General features: G+C 45.3%; 14 protein-coding genes, 1 pseudogene and 1 riboswitch. Of the genes and pseudogenes, 13 read left to right on the forward strand and 2 right to left on the reverse strand.

Going from position 1 to position 20,556, the window contains the following annotated elements:
- The 7 genes and pseudogenes from DESYODRAFT_RS10655 to DESYODRAFT_RS28130 all read left to right on the forward strand — a co-directional run.
- The gene (locus DESYODRAFT_RS10655) at nt 1-966 is read left to right on the forward strand and encodes a P-loop NTPase family protein (protein ID WP_007782865.1); all 966 of its coding nucleotides are present in this window, start codon (nt 1-3) and stop codon (nt 964-966) included.
- Nucleotides 956-2,362, forward strand: coding sequence for a S26 family signal peptidase (locus DESYODRAFT_RS10660; RefSeq protein WP_007782868.1), 1,407 nt, complete (start codon nt 956-958; stop codon nt 2,360-2,362). The genes DESYODRAFT_RS10655 and DESYODRAFT_RS10660 overlap by 11 nt, the downstream gene beginning before the upstream one ends.
- A gap of 218 nt (nt 2,363-2,580) precedes the next feature.
- On the forward strand, nt 2,581-6,408 hold the full coding sequence (locus DESYODRAFT_RS10665; protein ID WP_007782870.1) for a phosphoribosylformylglycinamidine synthase: 3,828 nt from the start codon (nt 2,581-2,583) through the stop codon (nt 6,406-6,408).
- A gap of 100 nt (nt 6,409-6,508) precedes the next feature.
- A complete protein-coding gene (locus DESYODRAFT_RS10670) occupies nt 6,509-6,826 on the forward strand; it encodes a hypothetical protein (protein ID WP_427854314.1) in 318 nt (105 codons plus the stop codon).
- A 30-nt stretch (nt 6,827-6,856) separates the two neighbouring features.
- The gene (dinB, locus tag DESYODRAFT_RS10675) at nt 6,857-8,023 is read left to right on the forward strand and encodes a DNA polymerase IV (RefSeq protein WP_007782874.1); all 1,167 of its coding nucleotides are present in this window, start codon (nt 6,857-6,859) and stop codon (nt 8,021-8,023) included.
- A 312-nt stretch (nt 8,024-8,335) separates the two neighbouring features.
- Nucleotides 8,336-10,561, forward strand: a complete 2,226-nt coding sequence (locus DESYODRAFT_RS10680; RefSeq protein ID WP_007782877.1) for an S-layer homology domain-containing protein — start codon at nt 8,336-8,338, stop codon at nt 10,559-10,561.
- 68 nt (nt 10,562-10,629) lie between these two features.
- Nucleotides 10,630-10,755 (forward strand): annotated as a pseudogene (locus DESYODRAFT_RS28130) (DUF3102 domain-containing protein); the annotation flags it as partial.
- Nucleotides 10,756-10,789: 34 nt separating this feature from the next.
- On the opposite strand, the gene fliB reads toward DESYODRAFT_RS28130, so the two are convergent.
- Nucleotides 10,790-12,031, reverse strand: a complete 1,242-nt coding sequence (gene fliB / locus DESYODRAFT_RS10685) for a flagellin lysine-N-methylase (protein WP_007782880.1) — start codon at nt 12,029-12,031, stop codon at nt 10,790-10,792.
- A 229-nt stretch (nt 12,032-12,260) separates the two neighbouring features.
- Nucleotides 12,261-12,456: riboswitch (cobalamin riboswitch) on the forward strand.
- Between the two features lie 221 nt (nt 12,457-12,677).
- Here fliB and DESYODRAFT_RS10690 point away from each other — a divergent pair.
- From DESYODRAFT_RS10690 to DESYODRAFT_RS10725, 6 genes are all read left to right on the forward strand, one after another.
- Nucleotides 12,678-14,120, forward strand: coding sequence for a sodium:solute symporter family transporter (locus DESYODRAFT_RS10690; RefSeq protein ID WP_007782882.1), 1,443 nt, complete (start codon nt 12,678-12,680; stop codon nt 14,118-14,120).
- A gap of 24 nt (nt 14,121-14,144) precedes the next feature.
- On the forward strand, nt 14,145-15,458 hold the full coding sequence (locus tag DESYODRAFT_RS10695; RefSeq protein WP_242833615.1) for a glycine/betaine/sarcosine/D-proline family reductase selenoprotein B: 1,314 nt from the start codon (nt 14,145-14,147) through the stop codon (nt 15,456-15,458).
- Nucleotides 15,459-15,487: 29 nt separating this feature from the next.
- Nucleotides 15,488-16,783: a glycine/sarcosine/betaine reductase component B subunit gene (locus DESYODRAFT_RS10705; RefSeq protein ID WP_007782888.1), complete on the forward strand. Its 1,296-nt coding sequence runs from the start codon at nt 15,488-15,490 to the stop codon at nt 16,781-16,783.
- A gap of 14 nt (nt 16,784-16,797) precedes the next feature.
- Complete coding sequence (gene grdA / locus DESYODRAFT_RS10715; protein ID WP_083842158.1) at nt 16,798-17,259, forward strand: glycine/sarcosine/betaine reductase complex selenoprotein A; 462 nt, start codon at nt 16,798-16,800, stop codon at nt 17,257-17,259.
- 8 nt (nt 17,260-17,267) lie between these two features.
- Nucleotides 17,268-18,707 carry a glycine/sarcosine/betaine reductase complex component C subunit beta gene (grdC, locus tag DESYODRAFT_RS10720; protein ID WP_007782894.1) on the forward strand — a complete coding sequence of 480 codons (1,440 nt, stop codon included), beginning with the start codon at nt 17,268-17,270 and terminating at the stop codon, nt 18,705-18,707.
- 257 nt (nt 18,708-18,964) lie between these two features.
- Nucleotides 18,965-19,606, forward strand: coding sequence for a lactate utilization protein (locus DESYODRAFT_RS10725; RefSeq protein WP_007782897.1), 642 nt, complete (start codon nt 18,965-18,967; stop codon nt 19,604-19,606).
- A gap of 255 nt (nt 19,607-19,861) precedes the next feature.
- Here DESYODRAFT_RS10725 and DESYODRAFT_RS10730 read toward each other — a convergent pair whose 3' ends face one another.
- Nucleotides 19,862-20,542: an AIM24 family protein gene (locus DESYODRAFT_RS10730; RefSeq protein ID WP_007782901.1), complete on the reverse strand. Its 681-nt coding sequence runs from the start codon at nt 20,540-20,542 to the stop codon at nt 19,862-19,864.
- Nucleotides 20,543-20,556: the final 14 nt, after the last annotated feature.

Consider the following 20,556-nt stretch of genomic DNA (forward strand, 5'->3'; position numbering starts at 1 on the left):
ATGGAACATAATCCTGAGCAGGTTGTATTAATGGAAGGAGTCTCATCAGCCGAACGCTTTCTGCTCCCTAAAGAAATATCCCGGAGAGTATTAGATGAGATCACTCTGGTGGTCAAAAGGGCGGAAGCATGGGGGATTACCGGAAAGTCATTGTTGGAGCTTAAGTTATTGTTAGAAATTATGGCAAACATTAGACCCTATGACAAGGGAAAATGCGTACTGGTTGAGCGGGGCATGATGAGGCGTAAAAGGGTAATCCTTAAGCATGTTTTTTATATCGGAAACTCAGATATGCTTTACAACAATATGAATGTGTTAGAATTCCTGATGTTCGCCACTGCTAAGTATAAGATGAATAAGGTATTGCTGCAGGAAGAAATTTTTGAATTGATTATAGATATCGGGCTGGGACACCTTTCCCTGACCCCTAACCATAGGCTGACCAAAGAGGAAAAGGCTGTGATTACGTTGATCGCAGCAGCATACTCGAATAGTTTGATAATTGTATTCAACCTTCCCGAATACCAATGGGATGAAGTGCTCGTTGAGGCAGTCGCCGAATTATGCAGGTTTATCAGGGAGCGGGGAAAAAGCATCATCCTTGCAACTCAAAACTGTGGTTTAATTGAGAAAGCTTGTTCCCATACGGCAATAATTAAGGATGGAAAACTAATTTATGATGGTACGGTGGAGGATTTTCGTTTGAAGTTTGACAAAGTGGAAGTTATTATTCGGGATAAATCTGCCCGGTTGATGGCTGAAAAACTTGTTGAGCTTCTCCCGGCCTATGAGTTGGGTATCAAAGGCGATAGTTTGCTGATCAGTAACAAAGGCTTACAAGGAAGTGACCCCGGTACAATTTATAAGAACATTTTAGAATCCGGGTTTACACCAGACTCCATGGAGATTAATCCTAAAACTGTGCAAAATGCCTATGAGGAGCTTATGAGGCAGCATGATTTATAGAAATAGCTATTTTAGAAAAGAACTGCGCCAAGCTTATACGGAAAACAAAATCAGCACTAAGCGAAAAATGGCTTCGGCTCTTTTTCTCGGCCTATTTTCCTTTGCCCTTTACTTTGTGTTTCAGACTCTGCAGGAAAGTGTGCTTTCTGATGTTATTCCCGAAATTATGCAGCCAAGTTTCTTTTCCACCATATACATTTATATTCATATTGCCGTTATTTTTAACATCAGTTATTTTATAATCTATTACGACTATTTATTTTTCACAGAAATAAGAAAAAATGCTTGGTACCTTTTGATCCAAATGGGTTATAGTCCGGTGATCATGTTTTTTTTAAAGTTGTTGGCCCTTATCTATTCTGTTTTGCTGACATACACAGTTGGCTTTGGGACCATAATAATCCTCACCTTTCTTTTAAAGTATAACTTTATTGCAGCCTATCTTCCTGCTCTTTATATTGCAGGAATGGCAGACCTGCTCTTGATCACGATCCTTTCTATGACCTTTTCCCTCTACGCCAAGACAGTCATCAATGGCCGGTATTGGACTTTCTTTACGGCAATCTTGGGGTTTGTCCTAAAAATTCTGATGGGTCAGTACGAGATCATTTCTAATCGTGTCGCCATGCAGAACCTTGACACACTATTCAATTTGGGGATTTCACTGTATTGGCCGGCTGCGCTAGGGATCATGTTTGCCTGCTGTCTGATAGGTCTGTTTCGGAGCAAAAGTCTGGCCATGTATTATAATCTGTCCCTCAACAGTACCGTCATCCCGGAGAAAACAGATCTTATAGAAATCGGATCAGGGACGGGCAGGGACCATTTGCTTGGCAGCAAGGCCAAGAAGGGATGGGGCAGTACCATTGTTGATACACTTACCACCATAGCCTTGATTGTATTTATTTGTGCCGCTCTGGTGTTCAATCTCTTCATTATTCTGATCAATGCTTCGACTCCCGGTCAAGAGGTTACAATACGCGGAGTGATCCCTTTTGTATTTAGGTCCAATACCATGGAACCGGAAATTATGATTAACGATCTGACTTATTTTCAAAAGGTGGACCATCAGTACCCGGTTGAGGAAGGAGATATCATTTTATTTGAGGAGAATAATGTACTTTATGTAGAACGAGTTATCGCTGAGTCAGATAAACAATTGACCGTTGATATTGACAATTACCCTCCTATGTCGCAGACTGGAGCTATGCAGAAAATAGTGACACGGGACAATGTACACGGCGTGTATACCGGCAGAAGCCGCTGGCTCGGAGCGTTGATTCTTTTTGCCAATACCATAGTGGGCAGGCTGCTGTTTTTGCTTGTTCCGGCCGTTCTGCTCTTTTATCAGGCCCAGATTTATAAGTATTTTAAAAAAAGCAATAACCAAGCTTAAGAAGGTATTAAAGTTAAACCTTGGCATTATGGTTGCTTCCTTACGTCTTTTATTTCGATCAAAATCATGGTATCATGCAATCTAAGAGAATTACGGCATCGACGACTGATTGCGCGAAAGGCCATAGACAAAGTGCTATGGCCTTATACATATTTTGGGACGCGAGCTTATGGTTAATCAATATTAAGTCAAGAAAAAAGTAATTAATGGAGGATGTTATGGAGTCACAAGCTGTAAAACGTATTTACGTAGAAAAAAAACCGGGCTATGATATTGAAGCTCAGGGCCTCTATACCGATCTGATCGAAAATTTAGGTATCCTGGGGTTACAAGGATTGAGAGTCATTAACCGCTATGATATTTCCGGAATTACAGATGAGGAGTATGCCAAGTCCCGCCCGATTATCTTTGCTGAGCCTCCCTTAGATTTAGTGTATGATGAAGAACTGGATATCCCCGCACAGGACCGGGTTTTTGCTATGGAATATCTGCCCGGTCAATATGACCAGCGGGCAGATTCGGCAGCTCAGTGTGTACAGATCCTGACCCAAAAAGAGCGTCCGGCGATTGCTTCAGCTAAGCTGATCGTCTTAAAAGGGGAAATTTCTGAAGACGATTTCCAAAGGATTAAAGAATACTGTATTAACCCTGTAGAATCAAGGGAAGCTGCTTTAGAAAAGCCTGAAAGCTTAGAGTTTGAAGCCGTTATTCCTCCGGATGTCGAAATTCTTGACCGCTTTATGGAAAAATCGCCGGCAGAACTGAGAGAGTTTTTTAAGGAAACAGGCTTAGCAATGAGCTATGAGGATTTAGCATTTTGTCAAACCTATTTCCGGGACACGGAGAAACGGAATCCTACGATTACTGAGATTCGAGTGATCGATACTTACTGGTCAGATCACTGCCGGCATACGACCTTTAATACTAAGATCGAGGAAGTTTCTTTTTCCGAAGGGGAATTCTCCTTTCCCATAAATACGGCTTATCAGGAGTATCTCACTTCAAGGGATTATGTTTATGGCGAAAATTCTGCTCATCGGGATGTCTGTCTCATGGACATTGCTGTCCTGGGGATGAAAGAACTGAAAAAGCAAGGGAAATTACCGGACCTTGATCTGTCGGATGAGATCAATGCCTGCAGTATCGTGGTAAATGCCGATATCAACGGTCAAACAGAAGAGTGGCTGGTGATGTTTAAGAACGAGACCCATAACCATCCTACAGAAATTGAACCTTTCGGGGGAGCTGCCACTTGTCTGGGGGGAGCGATTCGGGATCCTTTGTCCGGACGTACCTACGTCTACCAAGCTATGCGTGTAACGGGAAGCGGAGATCCGAGGGCAAGACTGGAAGATACCCTGCCCGGAAAACTGCCTCAGAGAAAGATTACAACAGGCGCAGCTGCCGGTTATAGCTCCTACGGAAACCAAATCGGACTTGCCACCGGGCAGGTGACCGAAGTATATGATGAAGGTTTTGTTGCCAAACGCATGGAAATAGGGGCTGTGATTGCAGCCGCTCCCCGGGAAAATGTCGTGCGTGAAGCTCCTCAAGCCGGAGATGTTGTGGTGCTTGTCGGAGGGAGAACAGGCCGGGACGGATGTGGCGGAGCCACAGGTTCTTCTAAAGAGCACACCACTGAATCCTTGCTGACCTGCGGCGCCGAAGTGCAAAAAGGAAATCCTCCCACGGAGCGAAAAATTCAACGGCTTTTCCGTAATCCAAAGGTAAGCACCCTTATTAAACGCTGCAACGATTTCGGAGCAGGCGGAGTATCCGTAGCTATCGGAGAATTAACGGATGGCTTAGAAATCAACTTGGATGCCGTTCCCAAAAAATATGAAGGGCTTGATGGGACGGAGCTGGCGATCTCCGAATCACAAGAGCGTATGGCAGTCGTGATTCGTGCCGAGGATTTTGAAACCTTTGCTGACTATGCTCATCAGGAAAACCTGGAAGCAACCTTAGTGGCTAAGGTTAGTTCCAATCCCAGACTAATAATGCATTGGCGGAGGCAGGCAATTGTTGATCTCAGCCGGGAGTTTCTGGATACCAATGGAGTCAAGCAGAAGACCAGGGTTCGGGTTAGTCAGCCTGAAGCTAAGCAAAACTATTTCAGTAAGCTTCCTGAACTCGTTGCGGAAAAAATCACTTCCTATAATTCGGAGAATAATCCGGAAAACCGGGGTTCCTTACTGAAAGAAGCTTGGCTGGCTAATCTATCCGACTTGAATGTTTGCAGCCAAAAGGGTTTAGTGGAAAGATTTGATAGTACGATCGGCATGTCGTCCGTCTTGATGCCCTTAGGCGGCAAATACCAGGCTACTCCGGCTGAAGGCATGGCCGCTAAGCTTCCCGTATTATCAGGGGAAACCAATACGGCAACGATGATGACTTACGGCTATAATCCTCAATTGGCGAAGTGGAGCCCCTTTCACGGCGCCTTATATGCTGTTATTGATGCGGTAACTAAAACCGTAGCCCTAGGCGGGGATTACAGCCAGGTTCGGCTTACCCTTCAGGAGTATTTCGAGCGCTTAGGAACCGATCCGGAAAAATGGGGCAAACCCTTCAGTGCTTTGCTGGGTGCCTTTTATGCTCAGAAAAACCTGGGGATTCCGGCGATCGGCGGTAAAGACAGTATGTCGGGAACGTTTATGGATTTGAACGTCCCGCCCACTTTAGTTGCTTTTGCAGTGAATGTGATCAAAGCGGATAAGGTTGTTTCCCAAGAGTTTAAGAAGCCCGGCAGTCAGGTTGTACTGGTGAAAGCTGAGCGGGATGTACATGAAGTCCCTGATTTTGAACAACTCAGTAAAAACTATTTAAAGGTCAACCAGTTGATTGATTCAGGATATGTCCTGGCATCTCATACTGTCAGGATCGGCGGACTGGCGGCGGCACTCAGCAAAATGGCATTTGGCAATAGGATTGGGGTTGCCTTAGAAAATTCCCTTGATCTTCAGAGCTTATTTAGGGCGGATTATGGTTCAATCCTTTTAGAGATAGAGGAATCAGTGGATCTGGCGGAAGTCTTTGGCGGGGCAGCTTATCAGTTCCTTGGGGTGACTCAGGAAAACCCGGTGATCACGGTTAATGGAGCAACTATCGAGCTGGAGACTGCTTTAGCTGCTTGGGAAAAGCCTCTGGAAAAAATCTTCCCGACTCAAACGGAAAAAGTTGCTCAACCGCAGACCGTGAGCTTCAGACTGCGAAATACTCTAACTCCATCGATTAAAGTAGCTAAGCCAAGGGTCTTTATTCCGGTTTTCCCGGGTACGAATTGTGAATACGATTCAGCTGCGGCTTTTGAGAAAGCCGGAGGGATCGTGGAAACCTTGGTTATTCGAAATCTGAGTGCGGCGGATGTGGAGCAGTCAATCCAGGAAATGGTTAAAAAGATTAATCAAGCCCAAATTGTCATGCTTCCAGGGGGTTTTAGTGCCGGAGACGAACCGGATGGTTCAGGTAAGTTCATCGCTACTATGTTCAGAAATCCCCGGATAAGTGAAGCAATAGCCGGACTTATGAATCAAAGAGATGGTTTAATGCTCGGAATTTGCAATGGATTTCAAGCATTAATCAAATTGGGTCTTGTACCCTATGGCGAAATCATTGATCTGATGGAAGATTCCCCAACCCTTACCTATAATAAAATTGGACGTCACGTTTCGAGTATGGTCCAAACGAAAGTGGTCTCCGTCTTATCCCCCTGGTTTAGCGGGGTAAATTTAGGAGACATTCATTCAGTGCCTATCTCCCATGGAGAAGGCCGGTTTGTCGCGGATCCGGATATGATTCAAACCTTAATCCATAATGGCCAGGTTGCTACTCAATATGTGGATCTTAATGGGAACCCGAGCAACGATGTTCTCTATACTCCCAATGGTTCCTTTGAAGCGATTGAAGGAATTACCAGTCCGGATGGACGTATTCTGGGTAAAATGGCCCATTCCGAAAGAACGGGTCCGGAAATAGCCAAAAATATTCCGGGCAATAAATATCAGCCGATTTTTGCCGGCGGGGTTAATTATTTCAGAGGATAACCTATCCCGGTTGCTGCCGGAGGTTAAGATTGGGTTGAAGGGTTTTTGAGAGGTTTGTCGAATTCTAATTATTATGCTGCAATGATTAAAACAATAGGAGATGAAGTTTTTGAACACGACATTTGAAAGTGCTGTTGTAACTGTACAAGACAAAACAATTGCCGTAGTTTCTGTCAAACCAACTGTATTTCAGAACTCGTTTAATGCTACGACAGTTATTAAAGGATTGCTCCCTGTGTTTAAGGGAATGCCATTGGTTCTCATGACGCTGGATCCTCAAGGGAATCCTGCCTACTTTGGCAGATCAGACCTTATCCTTCTGCTAGAAACCATCAACATTAAAGAGGCTGATTGGAAAGAGGTAACAGCAGCCGTTGACTTGACGAATTCTTGTCCTATGAAAGATGATGAAGGGTAATACATTTTAGAACATTTCGCAGAGGAAACTATGGATGTTTGGGCGAACTATCGTAAGATAATACATTTGGATATGGATGCTTTCTATGCCTCTGTTGAGCAGCGCGACGATCCTTCTTTGCTGGGTAAACCTGTTGTGGTAGGAGGCAGCCTTAATAGCAGAGGTGTCGTTTCGACGGCCTCTTATGAAGCGCGCAAATATGGAATACGCTCGGCAATGCCTATTGCAGAAGCCGCTAGACGCTGTCCTTCTGCCATTTTTTTGCCGGTTAATTCACGAAAATATCAAGAGGTATCTCGTCAAATTCAGGCTGTTTTTTTGACCTATACTCCTATGGTCGAGCCACTGTCTTTGGATGAGGCCTTTCTGGATGTTACAGGTTCGACGAGCTTATTTGGTTCTGCACAGACTATTGCTCTAACTATAAAACAGCGCATCCGACAGGAATTGAACTTAACGGCATCCGTGGGCTTAGCCTGCAACAAGTTTTTAGCAAAGCTCGCTTCAGATCTGAAAAAGCCGGATGGCTTCGTGGTTGTGCAGCCTCATAGAATTCAGGAGTTTCTTGATCCATTGCCTGTGGAAAGACTCTGGGGAGTTGGAGAAAAAACTGCCGAGCGCCTGCATATTCATAAGGTTAAAACCATCAGGGACTTGCGCAGACTGGATTTGAAGTTTTTAACTGAGCTCTTTGGAGCTCTAGGCACCCAACTGTTTCAGTTGGCACAGGGAATTGACGACCGACCTGTGGAAAGCGACCGGGCCGTTAAATCCATTGGCCGTGAGACTACCTTTGCAACGGATATTCTGGATTATGAGGTATTGGAGACGACCTTATTGAAGCTGGCCCTGGATGTGGGGCGGAGAACGCGCAAAGAGTCGCTGAAAGGCAAAACCGTGACCTTAAAAGTCAGGTATGCTGATTTCCGAACGTTAACCCGTTCCCATACACTGGCCCGGGCCACGGATCTTGATGATGTGATTTATCGGGAAGCTTGCAGCTTGCTGCGGGAGTTAGCCATTAAGCAGCCGCTAAGATTAATTGGTGTTACCTTGTCCAATCTGACGGATCAGGAACAACATCAATTATCCTTATTTGAAGAGCCTGAGCTCGAACGGGAGAAGCTGACTAAGGTTTTTGATTTAGTGAAAGAGAAGTACGGCGAGAAAAGTATTACCAGGGCCAGACTTTTGTAACCAAGCAGCCAATAAGTAATGGCCATTTGCATTTTTCAGGCAGATGGCTTATTCATTTTATAGTGATTAAGAGTATGTATCATCTCCTAACTTTATGGTCATTAAATGACGGGCAAGTACATAATAATTTCTATAATTTAACTGTCAGAAATAGCTCCAAACCGCGTCTATATATTTAGTAGGTAATTTCGTAAGGTATAAAAATAAATGGTAGAAGGAGGGAACTTCGAGTAATAACATCAATCCGGAAGTTCAGCTATAGCTGGATCGAATATCGAACCACGAACCACGAATTGGGAGGTAGATAAGACAATGAAAAATAATTGGCGTTCTCTCCTGGCAGGGATTGTTGTTGCTTTTTTACTGGTTCCGGCGACGTCTGCTCCCTTAGCTCTGGCAGGAGAAATTAATACCCTGCCGGCGGCCGGGGCTTTGGCAATCCCAACAATAAGCCTGGAAAAAGCGATTCAGATCGTTAAGACCAACTTCGACGTTCCCAAAGACTATACGGATTTCAGCTCTTCATACAATACTTATGATGGTCGTCAGGCATGGGCTTTGCGTTGGAATGGTACATCAGAACGACCGGGAGAGTTCGCAGCAGAGGTTAATGCCCTTAACGGGGATATTGTGAGCATGAATTATTGGAAAAATGAAGATCAGTCAGCCAATCCATCAGTTCCAGCCATTAGTAAGGCGGATGCCCAAGAGATCAGCGATAAATTGCTGAGCCGTCTATTAGGTAAACGGACTGAAGAATTGCGTTTAATTCCCAGTGAACAAGAGATTATTCCGTTAAACTACGGCCCTTTCAACTATTCTCTTCAATATCAACGGCTCACAAATGGAGTGCCTTTTCTCGGCAATGGAGTTAATGTGCAAGTTTCAAGTAAGGACGGTCAAGTTACTTCCTACCGGCTGAACTGGAATGATGCGCAAGCGCCGGGAGCAGAGGGCGTGATTAGTGCCGAACAAGCGCGGCAGGCCTTCAGCGAGGCACCATTTTTCAAACTTGAGTACTGGGTTCCGTCATCCTTCAGACCTCTGCTGACAGGGCAAAAGCAGGAAGCTAAGCTGGTATATCAATTAAGAGGGGAAAATAATGGCGGAGCAATTGATGCTTTCACGGGCAAACCGCTTCAGTTAAATCCGGGAGAATGGCTGGAGAATGATTCCTACGGTGGCGGGGGTATGGGTGCTGCCAAGGAGGCTAGGTCTGGAGCGGCTAATGATGCGCTCCATGTTCTAACACCCGAGGAACTAAAAGAAGTGGAACGTACAGCTAAGCTCCTTAAGCAGGATGAAGCAATTGCCGCGGTGAAGGGCTGGATTGAGATTCCAGCTAATTTGACATTACGCAGCGCAAATCTGGGTCAGGACTGGCGCAGTCCCGATAAGCGTATTTGGAGTTTTGATTGGGGCAGTGTATCCAACGATAGAGAATCAGGTAAACCTCAATACCTCAGTGCCAGGGTTAGTGCCGCAACCGGTGAACTGCTTGGGTTTGTTGTCTCCACACAGCCAAACGATAAGACAGAGGTCAAGCTGGACCGGGCAGCCGCCCAAAATCTGGCCGAGGAATTTTTGAAAAAAGTTCAGCCGGAGAGATTTAGTCAAGTGGTGTTAGACCCCGAGTCGGATTTAATGGCTAAGATGAACCCTGAACCCTGGAATAATCAAGCCTTCTCCTATCGAAGGGTCGTTAATGGGATTAATTTCCCCGAAAATGGGATGATTGTCAATGTCGATCCTGTGAGCGGCAAAGTGACGAATTATGAACTTAATTGGTTTGACTATGATTTTCCCGGCGTATCCGGGATTATCAGCAAGGATAAAGCTGTGGAGTCATTTCTTAAGGCGCGTCCTTTAACCCTCAGCTATGTTCGTATCTATTCCAACGGCATTCCCGGGGATTTGCGCTTAGTATATCTTCCAATTGCTGCAGACCGCAGTGTTCCGGTATCCAACACCGTGGATGCCAAAAGCGGAGAAATGCTGGATTACCAGGGCCAGCCAATAGAAAAGGGACCAAAACCATTTAAGTTTACGGATCTGGGTGAGGTTAAGGGTGCCGCAGAGATTGCGGCCCTTGGTCAAGCGGGATTGTTCGGTGATTATGGGAATAGCTTTAAACCTCTTGAGAAGATGAGTGTTGACTCATTATTACGCGCTATGTATCTCAGCCGCTTTGGAATATGGGGAAATACCGGCCTTACAGAGAAAGAGGTTATTAGTAAAGCGAAAGATCTCGGCTGGCTGAAGGAAGATCTTAAGCCTGGAGATCCTGTGAATCGTGAACTCCTGACCAAAGTCTTACTGCGCTATATTCAGCTTAACAAGATAGCAGAACTTAAGGATATCTATCAAGTTAGTTTCCAGGATTCCGATCAGATCAGCCCGGAAGCTCTCGGCTATGTTGCTATCGCCAGCAGTACCGGGATTGTCAAGGTCGAGGGGCAAACTTTGGCCCCGCGTGAAACAGTAAACCGTGCTGAAGCTGCTGTTGCCCTGTTCAGGGCTTTGGGTTGGCGCAATTAATATTGGTCAACAAAAACAAGTCCCCTCATATCATTGTATTGAGGGGACTTGTTTTTATTGTGTCGCGTTTCGCTTCCAGCGATGAAGGGGGCAGGTCAAATTCGTCTGCGCAGACGAATTTGACCTGCCCCCTTCTCCTTTTGGGAATTCCGGAAAATGAGCGTGAGAAATTTATCCTGCAGCATGATGTCAAACTGCCGGAAGTGCTCGGCTGACTAACCCTTGTGCTTAGTTTTTAATGAGTATTGATAAGTACTTCATTGAGTTTAAACCTTTTCTTTTGAACCAATCTTTCGTTTCATTTATGTATTGAGGATTGTGTTCAATTGTTTTGGCAAAGGACTGAATCAGCTTAACTGACAACTCTAAACTAAGTCCTTGGTGGAATCCGGCAATACCGGTAAGAAGCATTTTGATCAATGAGTAATGAAACACGAGCTTTATATATTCGTCAAAAATATCTCCGTTACTCAGTGGAAAAAGATTATTGTAGACGTAATTCACCAGATAATTCTCAAAAATATATTCGTGCTTAAAAGCAAAAGGAGCGTAGTAATTTTCAAAGGCCAGACGATAGTTTTCAGCCGAAATATCTAAGCTTATGTCAGGTGAATGCTTTATGCCTTGCAAAAACTCAATGAAACATTCAGCGTAGCGTTGATTGGTTATTCCCTGTACAAGCCTTGTGAGAGCGCTTTGCATCAACAGTTTAAACTGAACTACCGGGGATGTGGGGGTTTTCGCGAGAAGCGCTGTTAAAGACTCTTCCTTTAATAATTGGGCAAAGGAAGCAATGAACTCAGGTATAGTATCAACCTTTTTTTCATTACATACTTTCGCAAGCTTTTGAAAAAACAATCCCAGGATAATAAGCCGTTCCTCGAGCTTATAATCCCTGTTCTTTAATAGATGAAGTGTAAAATTTCGTAAATCCTGAAAATACTTGTTGGGTGTATCAGTGAAGGCCGGATCATTGGTATTAAGTGAAATTGAAATTTTGTTGCGCACATCCAGAGGTTCTTGTACTGAAATAAAGTCAATTCCTTTAGAGTTTAACAGTGCCACGCGTACAGCCTCGGGACAGGACATGACAGCGGATTTTTCCAGGATACCGTTGATAACATTAGTTACCCGGGGAAAAGCAAAACAAATCTGGGGTAAATAGTTTTCGCCTTGTTTTAACTGCATTAGGCAAAGTCTTTTTTTAGTTAAAAAAGGGCAGGTTGAATCATTGTTTAGTATCACATGGGCGTAGGTTTCCGCACTTTGTTCGGTTTGGTTGAGTTCGACCTTATTATCGATTATTTCTTTCAATGCCGGGTCATGGATACTGCTGTATTTTTTGAAGGTTCCGCTGTCCACCGTGATACTGCTCCAGCCAAAGCAGCAGCTGTCCTCGCAGGCGGAACCTATGCAATTGAAAGACTTCAGGTAGAGAGGCATTTGTATCTCTCTCGTTGTTTTAGTCATGTATTTTCCCTCAAATCCATTTAAGAGTGTTAATATTAATTAAGGCACAATTATTATAATTTTACACCCAAATATGGGCCTTTTTCCCTGATAATTTTAAAACTTGTATATAAAAATATTAAGTGTCAGGCCTCAATAAAATTTATGAAGAAAACGAATCGTTTGTGGCAAAAAGTAAGGAGTGGGGTTGACGTATTCAAATAATTAAAATAATATGTAGCTAAGTAAATAACTGATACGGTATCGAGGTGCCCTGAAAGAGGGAGAATAGGGAATCCGGAATTGTCTTCAAAGGTGACAATAAACGGAGCGGACCCACCACTGTAATCGGCGAGCGATCAGAGGCCACTGGCATAAGCCGGGAAGGTCCTGAAGAACAGCAATGACCCGTAAGCCAGGAGACCTGCCTTGGTATTGTAGATTGTTAAGGATGAAGGTAAAGTCCTACGTCAAATTTTAAATTTGGCGTAGGACTTTTTTATTTGGGAAAGGGGTGATTTTATGTTTGCTTCTACAGCGGGGACGTTCCTATTCTCAACAATCATCGTTTTTGTTGTTGCTTCGCTGGCAATCTCGGTATTAAGCAAGAACTTATTTAAACTGTAAAAGTAGTATACCAGTGAAAAAATGTTAAGAGGTGGTTTATATGAGTATGGAAATGATCATCGGGTCGATATTATTCTTTGCCAGCATTATTGTAGTTGTGCTTCTTGCCCATAAACATACAGGAAGTGTCAGGGGTTATTTAACTGGGGATAACAATGTGGGCGGAGTAGTATCGGCCTTTACCTGGTCGGCTTCGGCAGCCAGTGCAGGACTTTTTTTAGGGGCAGCGGGGTTGGCTTATCAGTTTGGCTGGGCCGGTTTGATGTATCTTTTGGGTGTATTTGGGAGCATGTTTATCAGTTGGGTCCTGGTCATTCCAAGATTACGTCGTGTCGCTGTCAAGGCATCCATTTTGACGACGGCAGATTATTTGGCTCTGCGTTTCGGCAAAGAAAATCTGAAACCAATTACAGGACTTTGGACGCTGATTTTTATTATCCCTATGATTATTATCCAGCTCATGGGAGCCGGTTACCTTATTGAGTCAACCTTAGGCATCAGCTATTTTTGGGGAATGATTATTTTGGGTCTGACGATTGTCATTTCTACTCAGTTTAGCGGCTATCTAGGGGTTGCCTGGCTGGACACTCTGCAAGGAACGATCATGACGATTGGGACGATTGTTATGGTATACATCTCCATGAAGCTCGTGGGCGGGTTCTCCGGTCTCAATGCTCAGCTGGCGGTCATCGATCCGAAGCTCATAGAATTTAGGGGTTCCATGCCCCTAACTTTACAAATAGGTCTAATTATATCTTACCTTATCGCCTTTTGGGGTCAGCCGCATCTGACCGCGCGAGTATGGGGGCTTAAGGATTCCCTGGCGATGCGCAGAGCGTTTCCCATTTCTATGGCACTTGGAGCACTGTGGTCATTTGGTGCTGGCTTGGTCGGCTTAACTGCCCGGGTCATTCATCCCGGTCTGGCCAAATCCGATATGGCTATGCCGAGCGTGATCAGTGGTCTGCCCTCAATTTATGCGGCACTTTTGTTTTTTACATTAATTGCGGCAATGATGACAACCGCTAATTCCCTCTTGCTTGCCGTTTCAGGTACGGTAGGCAATGATATTCTGCCGCGCTTCTCTAAAGACGTAAAGGAAGGCACCAAGTTATTAGTGATAAAAGGGGCAGTTCTGGTGATAGGAATCATTTCCTTTGTGCTGGCCTTAAAACCTCCGGCCTTAATCCTGGAAATCAATGCTTTCGCTTTCGGTGGGTTTGCTTTGATTTTTGGTATTCCGCTGATACTTGGCGTCCTCTGGAAAAAGGCCAATCTCAGCGGCGCGCTGGCCGTGGTCGGTATTAGTCCATTGGTTTATATTATCTGGAAGCTGTTTTTAGTCAAACTAACCGGAATTCATGAAATGGTCGGTGCCTTGCTCGTGACCATTCTGATCATCCTCATAACTACGATCATTGGTAAGAAGCCTACCCCGCAAATGGAGGAAATATTTAGCTTAGGTCAGACCCCAAAGGTGTAATATCAGAAGAGAGGATGAATCTCGATGGAGAAAAGGATTAAAGTTTTTCATTACTTAAATCAATTTTTTGGAGAAATTGGCGCTGAGGATAAAGCGGACACCCCTCTGGAATTTCAGCAAAAAGCAGTAGGGCCGGGAAAGGAATTAGGGCGTTTGCTCGGTGAATCCTTTGTTATATCGACAACGGCAATTTGCGGAGATAACTATTTTCAAGAAAACCAGGATGATGTGCTAAAAAGAATTGCTCAAAAATTACAGCAGGAAAAAGTGGACCTCATCCTTGCCGGACCTGCCTTTGGTGCCGGACGCTATGGTGTTGCCGGCGGAGCAGTTTGTCAGTATTTATCTGACTTGTTGGGAATACCGGCGCTTACTGCTTTCTCGCCGGATAATCCCGCAGCAGAGATGTATCGCCGGAATCAAACCATCTATATTCTGCCCACGACTAAAACCGTGCGAGGGATGCAAGATGCCTTAGTCCGGATGGCTGCTTTTGCTCATAAGGTAGTGAGCCAAAAAGAGCTGGGAGCCGCTCAAGTCGAAGGCTATCTACCTCGGGGAATTCGCAAAGTCATTTCACGTGAGAAATCGGGCGCCCAAAGAGCCATAGAGATGCTTGAAGCCCGTTTGCAAGGCAGGAGTTACACTAGTGAACTGGTTCTCCCGGTTTTCGAACAGGTTAGGCCGCCCAAACCTGTAACGGAGCTGGCAAGTGCTAAACTTGCTTTTATAACCACGGCGGGGGTTGTCCCTAAAGGAAACCCCGACAAGATGAAAGCCTTAAATACGGACAATTGGGCGCTTTATCCCTTGGAGCTGCTCAGCGGAGGGGATTATGAATGCATTCATGGCGGAATTAATCCGGACCATTTAAACGCGCGGGCGGAATATGTTGTGCCCCTGCACACTGCTGATAAGTTTCGGGAACGGGGAGTTATCGGCTCGATCTTTAATAACTACTTTGTTTCAGCAGGATGCGGCGGGGTCATCAAGACGTTTCAAAGAATGGGGAGAGAAATGGCTGCCGCCTTAAAAGAAAACCATATCGATGCAGTAATTCTTACCAGCACATGAGGTACGGACACGCGCAGCGGTGCTGTGCTCGCCAAAGAAATCGAAAAATCCGGGATTCCCGTGGTGCTGGTCACCGCCATGACTCCCTTAGCCAAACAAGTAGGTACGAACCGGATCGTTAAGGCAGTGAAGATACCTCATCCCTGGGGTGATCCCAGGGCAAGTGCGGCAAAAAATAGGGAAATAGAAGCAAAACTATTTGAGGCAGCCCTTGATTTGTTCCAAAAAGAGGTGACGGGACCAACGATCGCTCAACCCATCTGAAATAACATCCTGTGAAAGGAGAAACGACTATGAAACTTGAAGTCGGTACGTTTTATATCGAGAATGTTGAGTTTGGCCCTCAGACCGCATTGCGGCAGAAGATGCTGGTTATCAATAAAGAAGAACTTCAGGAAATCTTACTTAGGGACAGTACCTTCGCCGAGGTAAACATTGAAATAGCTGCACCGGGCGAGAATACACGAATTATTCACATCATGGATGCCGTAGAACCCAGAATTAAAAAGAGCGGCAGGGATAATACCTATCCGGGCATCGAAGCCCCTGTCTGTCGCGGAGGGAGCGGGACGACCTACCGGCTCGATGGGGCGGCTGTAATAACATCCTGTCTGATTCCTTTGCGTAAAGCTGGCGGACTGTATATTGCCAGGGAAGGGATCATGGATATGGCCGGACCAAACGCCGCCTTGACTCCCTTCAGTAAAACCTGGAATGTGGTTCCTGTACTTACTGTAAAGGAGGGGCTTGATGAAGAAGTCTATGAAAAAGCAATCCGTAATGCCGGGATTATCACTGCCCGCTATTTGGGGGAAGTCACCCGGGAGTTAGAACCGGATGAGACGAAGCAATATTCAATAGAAGAAAAAAGTCCTGATTTGCCCAATGTAGTCTACATTGATCAATTAGAGTCTTGCGGACTCTATGGAAGAAATTATTTATATGGAATGAGCTTCGATGATTTACTGCCCACACTGATTCATCCCAACGAACTGATGGATGGTGCTGTAGTGAATGCCTTGCACTCTCATACTGCGACCCAGACTCCGACCTATTATCAGACCAATAATCCAATCGTGGAAGAGCTGTATAAGAAGCACGGAATAAGTTGGAATTTCTGCGGCGTCATTCTTTGTCGGGGACATTTCGAAGATATTGACAGCAAACAGCGCTGTGCCAATTTGGTTGCCGGAATGGCTCAGATGCTGAGGGCAGATGGCGTTATCGCCACCTGGGAATGCGGGGGCAATACATTCATGGAAACGATGCTTTATCTGAAAGAATGTGAAAGAACAGGGATTAAAACTGTGCTGGTGACCTATGAACATGGAGGAGCGGACGGCACAGATAATCCTCTATTCTACTGGGAGCCGGAAGTTAAAGCCATAGTCAGTACAGGAAGTCTGGATCGTACGATACATTACCCCAAGGTAGACCGTGTGGTCGGAGGAGATAGTATCCGTCTCTATCCTGAGAAAGGAGGAGTTCACCTGCCGGCTAGTGAAGCCTTGGATTTAGATTATCGTCTGGAAGCATGGTGCGCCTGCAACAACATTGGCATGGTCAATACGAGTTGTGATGAATTTTAGGAAGGAGGTTCCAAATGATAAAGGGAAAAAAGGTCATTGTCATTGGTGATCGTGATGGTATTCCATCTCAAGCCCTTGAAGATTGTGTGCGCAGTGCGGGAGGGAACGTGATATTCGCCATGACGCATTGTTATGTCTGAACATCGGCGGGTGCCATGGATCAAGAGAATCAGGTGCAAATCAGAGCACTTGCTCAAAAGTACAGCAGGGAAGAATTAATGATTGTGCTGGGCAGTGCAGATCCGGAAATGGCCGCTATCGCCGCAGAAACGGCGGCAGGCAGGAACCTGACTTATATTGGTCCATCCGCTGAAGTCCGGTTCGGACTCAAAGCGTATCATGTTCTGGAACTAAAAGAATTCATTGCTCCGGAGGTTTATTCCCGTCATCTGGAGATGATGGAAATGATCCTTGATATTCCGGGAATCGTCTCCGAAGTCTCATCCGTGCGGGAACAAGTTTTTGCTGAGGAGTGATTAAAGTGATGTACCCTGTTATCAAAGGAGCGAGCTATGATTTAATTCACACACCCGGTCTGATGATGCAGCAAATTCAGGGGAGAAACCCGGAGTTATGTACGCTCACGGAGCATCTTCGGACCTTCGCCAGTGCGGTGGGTTATCCGCCTCATCAGGCGTTTATCGGCAATATTCTGCCGGAAGATTTACCAACTGTCTCCCGGCCCTGGTATAAAAACCTTTTGTCTGACACGACACGTCAGGGACAGCGGGGTGAAATAGTCCCTGAGGATGAGTTTCTTGGTTTAATGAAGGTTGTTGATGAGTTTGAGCTGGTATGCTTGGAAGATAGCTTTCAGAAGGCTATCCTGGAAAGACTGCGGACCAACTCTGCTGTGCGCGCCCTCAAAGGAGTTTGTGAACCCTCAGCAAAGGGCTACTCTCTTTGGGAAATACAAGAGATGATCCAAAAGGAGGATGCCCTGCCGCTTTCTTGCGCGGGAATGACTAAAGGCTGTGTGCGGAGGGGGAGTACAACTGATCCTGAGCATTCTGCGTCCAGGGTGGCCGAAAATATCATAACCAAAGCTTCGGCTGTCATCGCTCTCCAAACTCTTTTTCTGAAGACAGGGCTTGAACCATCGGATGTGGATTATGTCATCGAAGCATCTGAAGAAGCGTGCGGCGACTTGCGGCAAAAGGGCGGCGGGGGTTTTGCAAAGTCGATCGCCGAAGCATGTTCCTGCCTTAAGGCCAGTGGGGCAGATATTCGGGCATTTTGCGCGGCCCCTGTGCATGCGCTTATGCAAGGGGCTGCCCTGGTTCAGTCCGGGATTTTTAAAAATGTTGTGGTTGTCGCCGGGGGATGCAGTGCCAAGCTGGGCCTTAATGCCAGTGTGCATATTGAACAGAAAATGCCTTTGTTGGAAGATATGCTGGGAGCATTTGCTTTCTATATCAGTGAGAATGACGGGATAAATCCGATAATCCGCACGGATCTTATAGGCAGAATGAATGTCGGCTGCGGTGATTCCCCGCCGGTAGTTTATCGTGCTCTCGTTGCTGACCCTTTAGCTAAGGGCGGGTACAAGATCACCGATATCGATCGTTACGCCGGTGAACTGGTCAATCCTGAACTAATTGAGCCAATCGGATGTGGGGATGTGGCTAAAATGAACTATAAGATGATTGCTTCTCTTGGAGTTTTGCAAGGTGAGTTCGAACGTACACAGATCGAGGCCCAGATTAAGCGTTTCGGAGTACCGGGCTTTGCCCCCAATCAGGGGCATATACCCTCCGGAGTGACCTATATCGGACCGGCATGTGAGCTTATACTTCAAGAAAAAATATCTCAAGTCATGATCATAGGAAAAGGAAGCTTATTCTTGGGAAAACTGACGCATTTATACGATGCCGTTTCACTGATTATTCAAAAAAATCCGGGCGATTTGTTTTCGCTTTCTTAGTTCCATAGGAGTTAAGAGGGCTAAATAATAAAGGAGAAGTCTGTTACGACATTTAAGAAAGTTAAAGAGTTAGCGGAAGTGAAGAGCCGGAAAAGCTGTAAATCTGTTCCGAAAACTGAGTAATAATTTCTGTAAATAGTTTTTTATGTGTATAATAAATTATGTTAGGAAAGTCAGTTCCAAAACTCGCCTAATCTTTGCAGTGCGCCACGCATGGTGTTATCAATCAGAAAACGTGAAAAGGTGGAAGAAAGACTATGGAGAAAACGCCTTTAGAAATCCGTAACGACAAATTAGGGGAAAAGGTCGTAAAAGCGCTTAACAGACGGCATTTTGAAGCCTATTACGTGAGAACGAAACAAGAAGCGTTGGAGAAGGCTTTGGAACTGATTCCGGAAGGCAGTGTAGTGTCCTGGGGCGGTTCAGTGACAATTCAGGAAGTGGGTCTTCTGGATTCAGTCAAAAACGGTAATTATTCGGTAATCGATCGGGATACCGCGACAAATCCTGAGCAAAGAATGGAACTCATGCGTCAAGCTCTTACGTGTGATACGTTTCTTTCGAGTATAAATGCCATGAGTGAAGATGGTCAGCTGGTCAATATCGATGGCAATGGCAATCGAGTGGCGGCCATGGCTTTCGGCCCCAAAAGTGTGATCGTGGTAGCTGGAATTAATAAAGTGAGACCCACAGTGGAAGAAGCCTTTTCAAGAGCAAGGAATGTGGCTGCGCCCATTAATGCTCAACGTATCGGTATAACGACACCCTGTGCCATTAATGGTTCCTGCGGTGATTGTATTGCACCTGATTGTATCTGTGCGGATCTTGTGACTACTCGGATCAGCCGGCCGGCAGGACGCATCAAGATTCTTTTGGTGGGAGAGTCGTTGGGCTACTGATATGAATTACTTGATTTTTGCAGACATCGCAGTTAATAAGAATAAACAACAGGGCATTTCCCGTGAACGGATATGCCTTGTTGTTGTCTCTAAGGTTTTTATCACAGGAGGCTATGATCACCGAAGCATAAGGAACACCCACTCATTAGAAGTGGGTGTCTTAAATATGGATTAAACTATGCCCCACGGCAGATGTATGAAAAATGAATTTTCTGAGTAGTATCTGTAAACTTTGAACCAACATTAATGCTATAATTAATCTACACTTATTTTTAATCCGGATAATCGTTCCGACGGCTGAACAAGAACCATTTGGCCTGTTTGATTAAACTGAAACTGATAGGATTCTCCAGAGGTTTGTCCAATCGCTGTTTTCCAACTGAAGTTATTCATGGCCACACTTGGATCTCCGCCGCCGTTTTGGCTGCTTGTCCATGCTACGACAGCGTCAGGATCAACAACACAAGGTGCCTCCAGCATGAGGGGGTTGCCATCGGTTATCACGGCAACTTGTTGGGGGCGGTTAGAGAAATTGCTTAGGACGGTTGTTGCTAAGCCTTTTTGAGATAATACACCGCTCCCTATAAAGCGAACATCGTATTTAAGGTCTGTGGGAAATGCCAGCAGATTTTCACTCTCAACCGATAAGCAATCACCGTGCTCTAATTCAAAGACTGAGACATGATAGGCATTTCTTGCTAAATATATGGTGCCTGAGCCTTCGACTGTCATCAGTTCAATATTTTCGCCGGTTAAGGATCTTTTGGCAAAGCCTAAGAGAGAGCCCATAATTCCTCCGCCGTTGTCCGGTCCCAGCAGCATCTTGTCAAACTTAAAGTTTCCTTTAAAGGCGATCATTGCTCCTTTTCTAGCAATAAACTTACCCGTACCCTCTATTTTACAGCTTAGTTCTTCTTCTACATTAAACTTAAACACTACGGTTTCCTCCC

This window comes from Desulfosporosinus youngiae DSM 17734 (assembly GCF_000244895.1).
GTDB classification, from domain to species: Bacteria; Bacillota; Desulfitobacteriia; order Desulfitobacteriales; family Desulfitobacteriaceae; genus Desulfosporosinus; species Desulfosporosinus youngiae.

Bases quoted from the DNA above. Each gene is read 5' to 3' on its own strand.
- fliB (WP_007782880.1), bottom strand. From the start codon at position 12,031: ATGACTAAAACAACGAGAGAGATACAAATGCCTCTCTACCTGAAGTCT.
- DESYODRAFT_RS10655 (WP_007782865.1), top strand. From the start codon at position 1: ATGGAACATAATCCTGAGCAGGTTGTATTAATGGAAGGAGTCTCATCA.
- dinB (WP_007782874.1), top strand. From the start codon at position 6,857: ATGGATGTTTGGGCGAACTATCGTAAGATAATACATTTGGATATGGAT.
- DESYODRAFT_RS10725 (WP_007782897.1), top strand. From the start codon at position 18,965: ATGGAGAAAACGCCTTTAGAAATCCGTAACGACAAATTAGGGGAAAAG.
- DESYODRAFT_RS10690 (WP_007782882.1), top strand. From the start codon at position 12,678: ATGAGTATGGAAATGATCATCGGGTCGATATTATTCTTTGCCAGCATT.
- DESYODRAFT_RS10680 (WP_007782877.1), top strand. From the start codon at position 8,336: ATGAAAAATAATTGGCGTTCTCTCCTGGCAGGGATTGTTGTTGCTTTT.
- DESYODRAFT_RS10670 (WP_427854314.1), top strand. From the start codon at position 6,509: ATGAAGTTTTTGAACACGACATTTGAAAGTGCTGTTGTAACTGTACAA.
- grdC (WP_007782894.1), top strand. From the start codon at position 17,268: ATGTACCCTGTTATCAAAGGAGCGAGCTATGATTTAATTCACACACCC.
- DESYODRAFT_RS10660 (WP_007782868.1), top strand. From the start codon at position 956: ATGATTTATAGAAATAGCTATTTTAGAAAAGAACTGCGCCAAGCTTAT.
- DESYODRAFT_RS10705 (WP_007782888.1), top strand. From the start codon at position 15,488: ATGAAACTTGAAGTCGGTACGTTTTATATCGAGAATGTTGAGTTTGGC.
- DESYODRAFT_RS10665 (WP_007782870.1), top strand. From the start codon at position 2,581: ATGGAGTCACAAGCTGTAAAACGTATTTACGTAGAAAAAAAACCGGGC.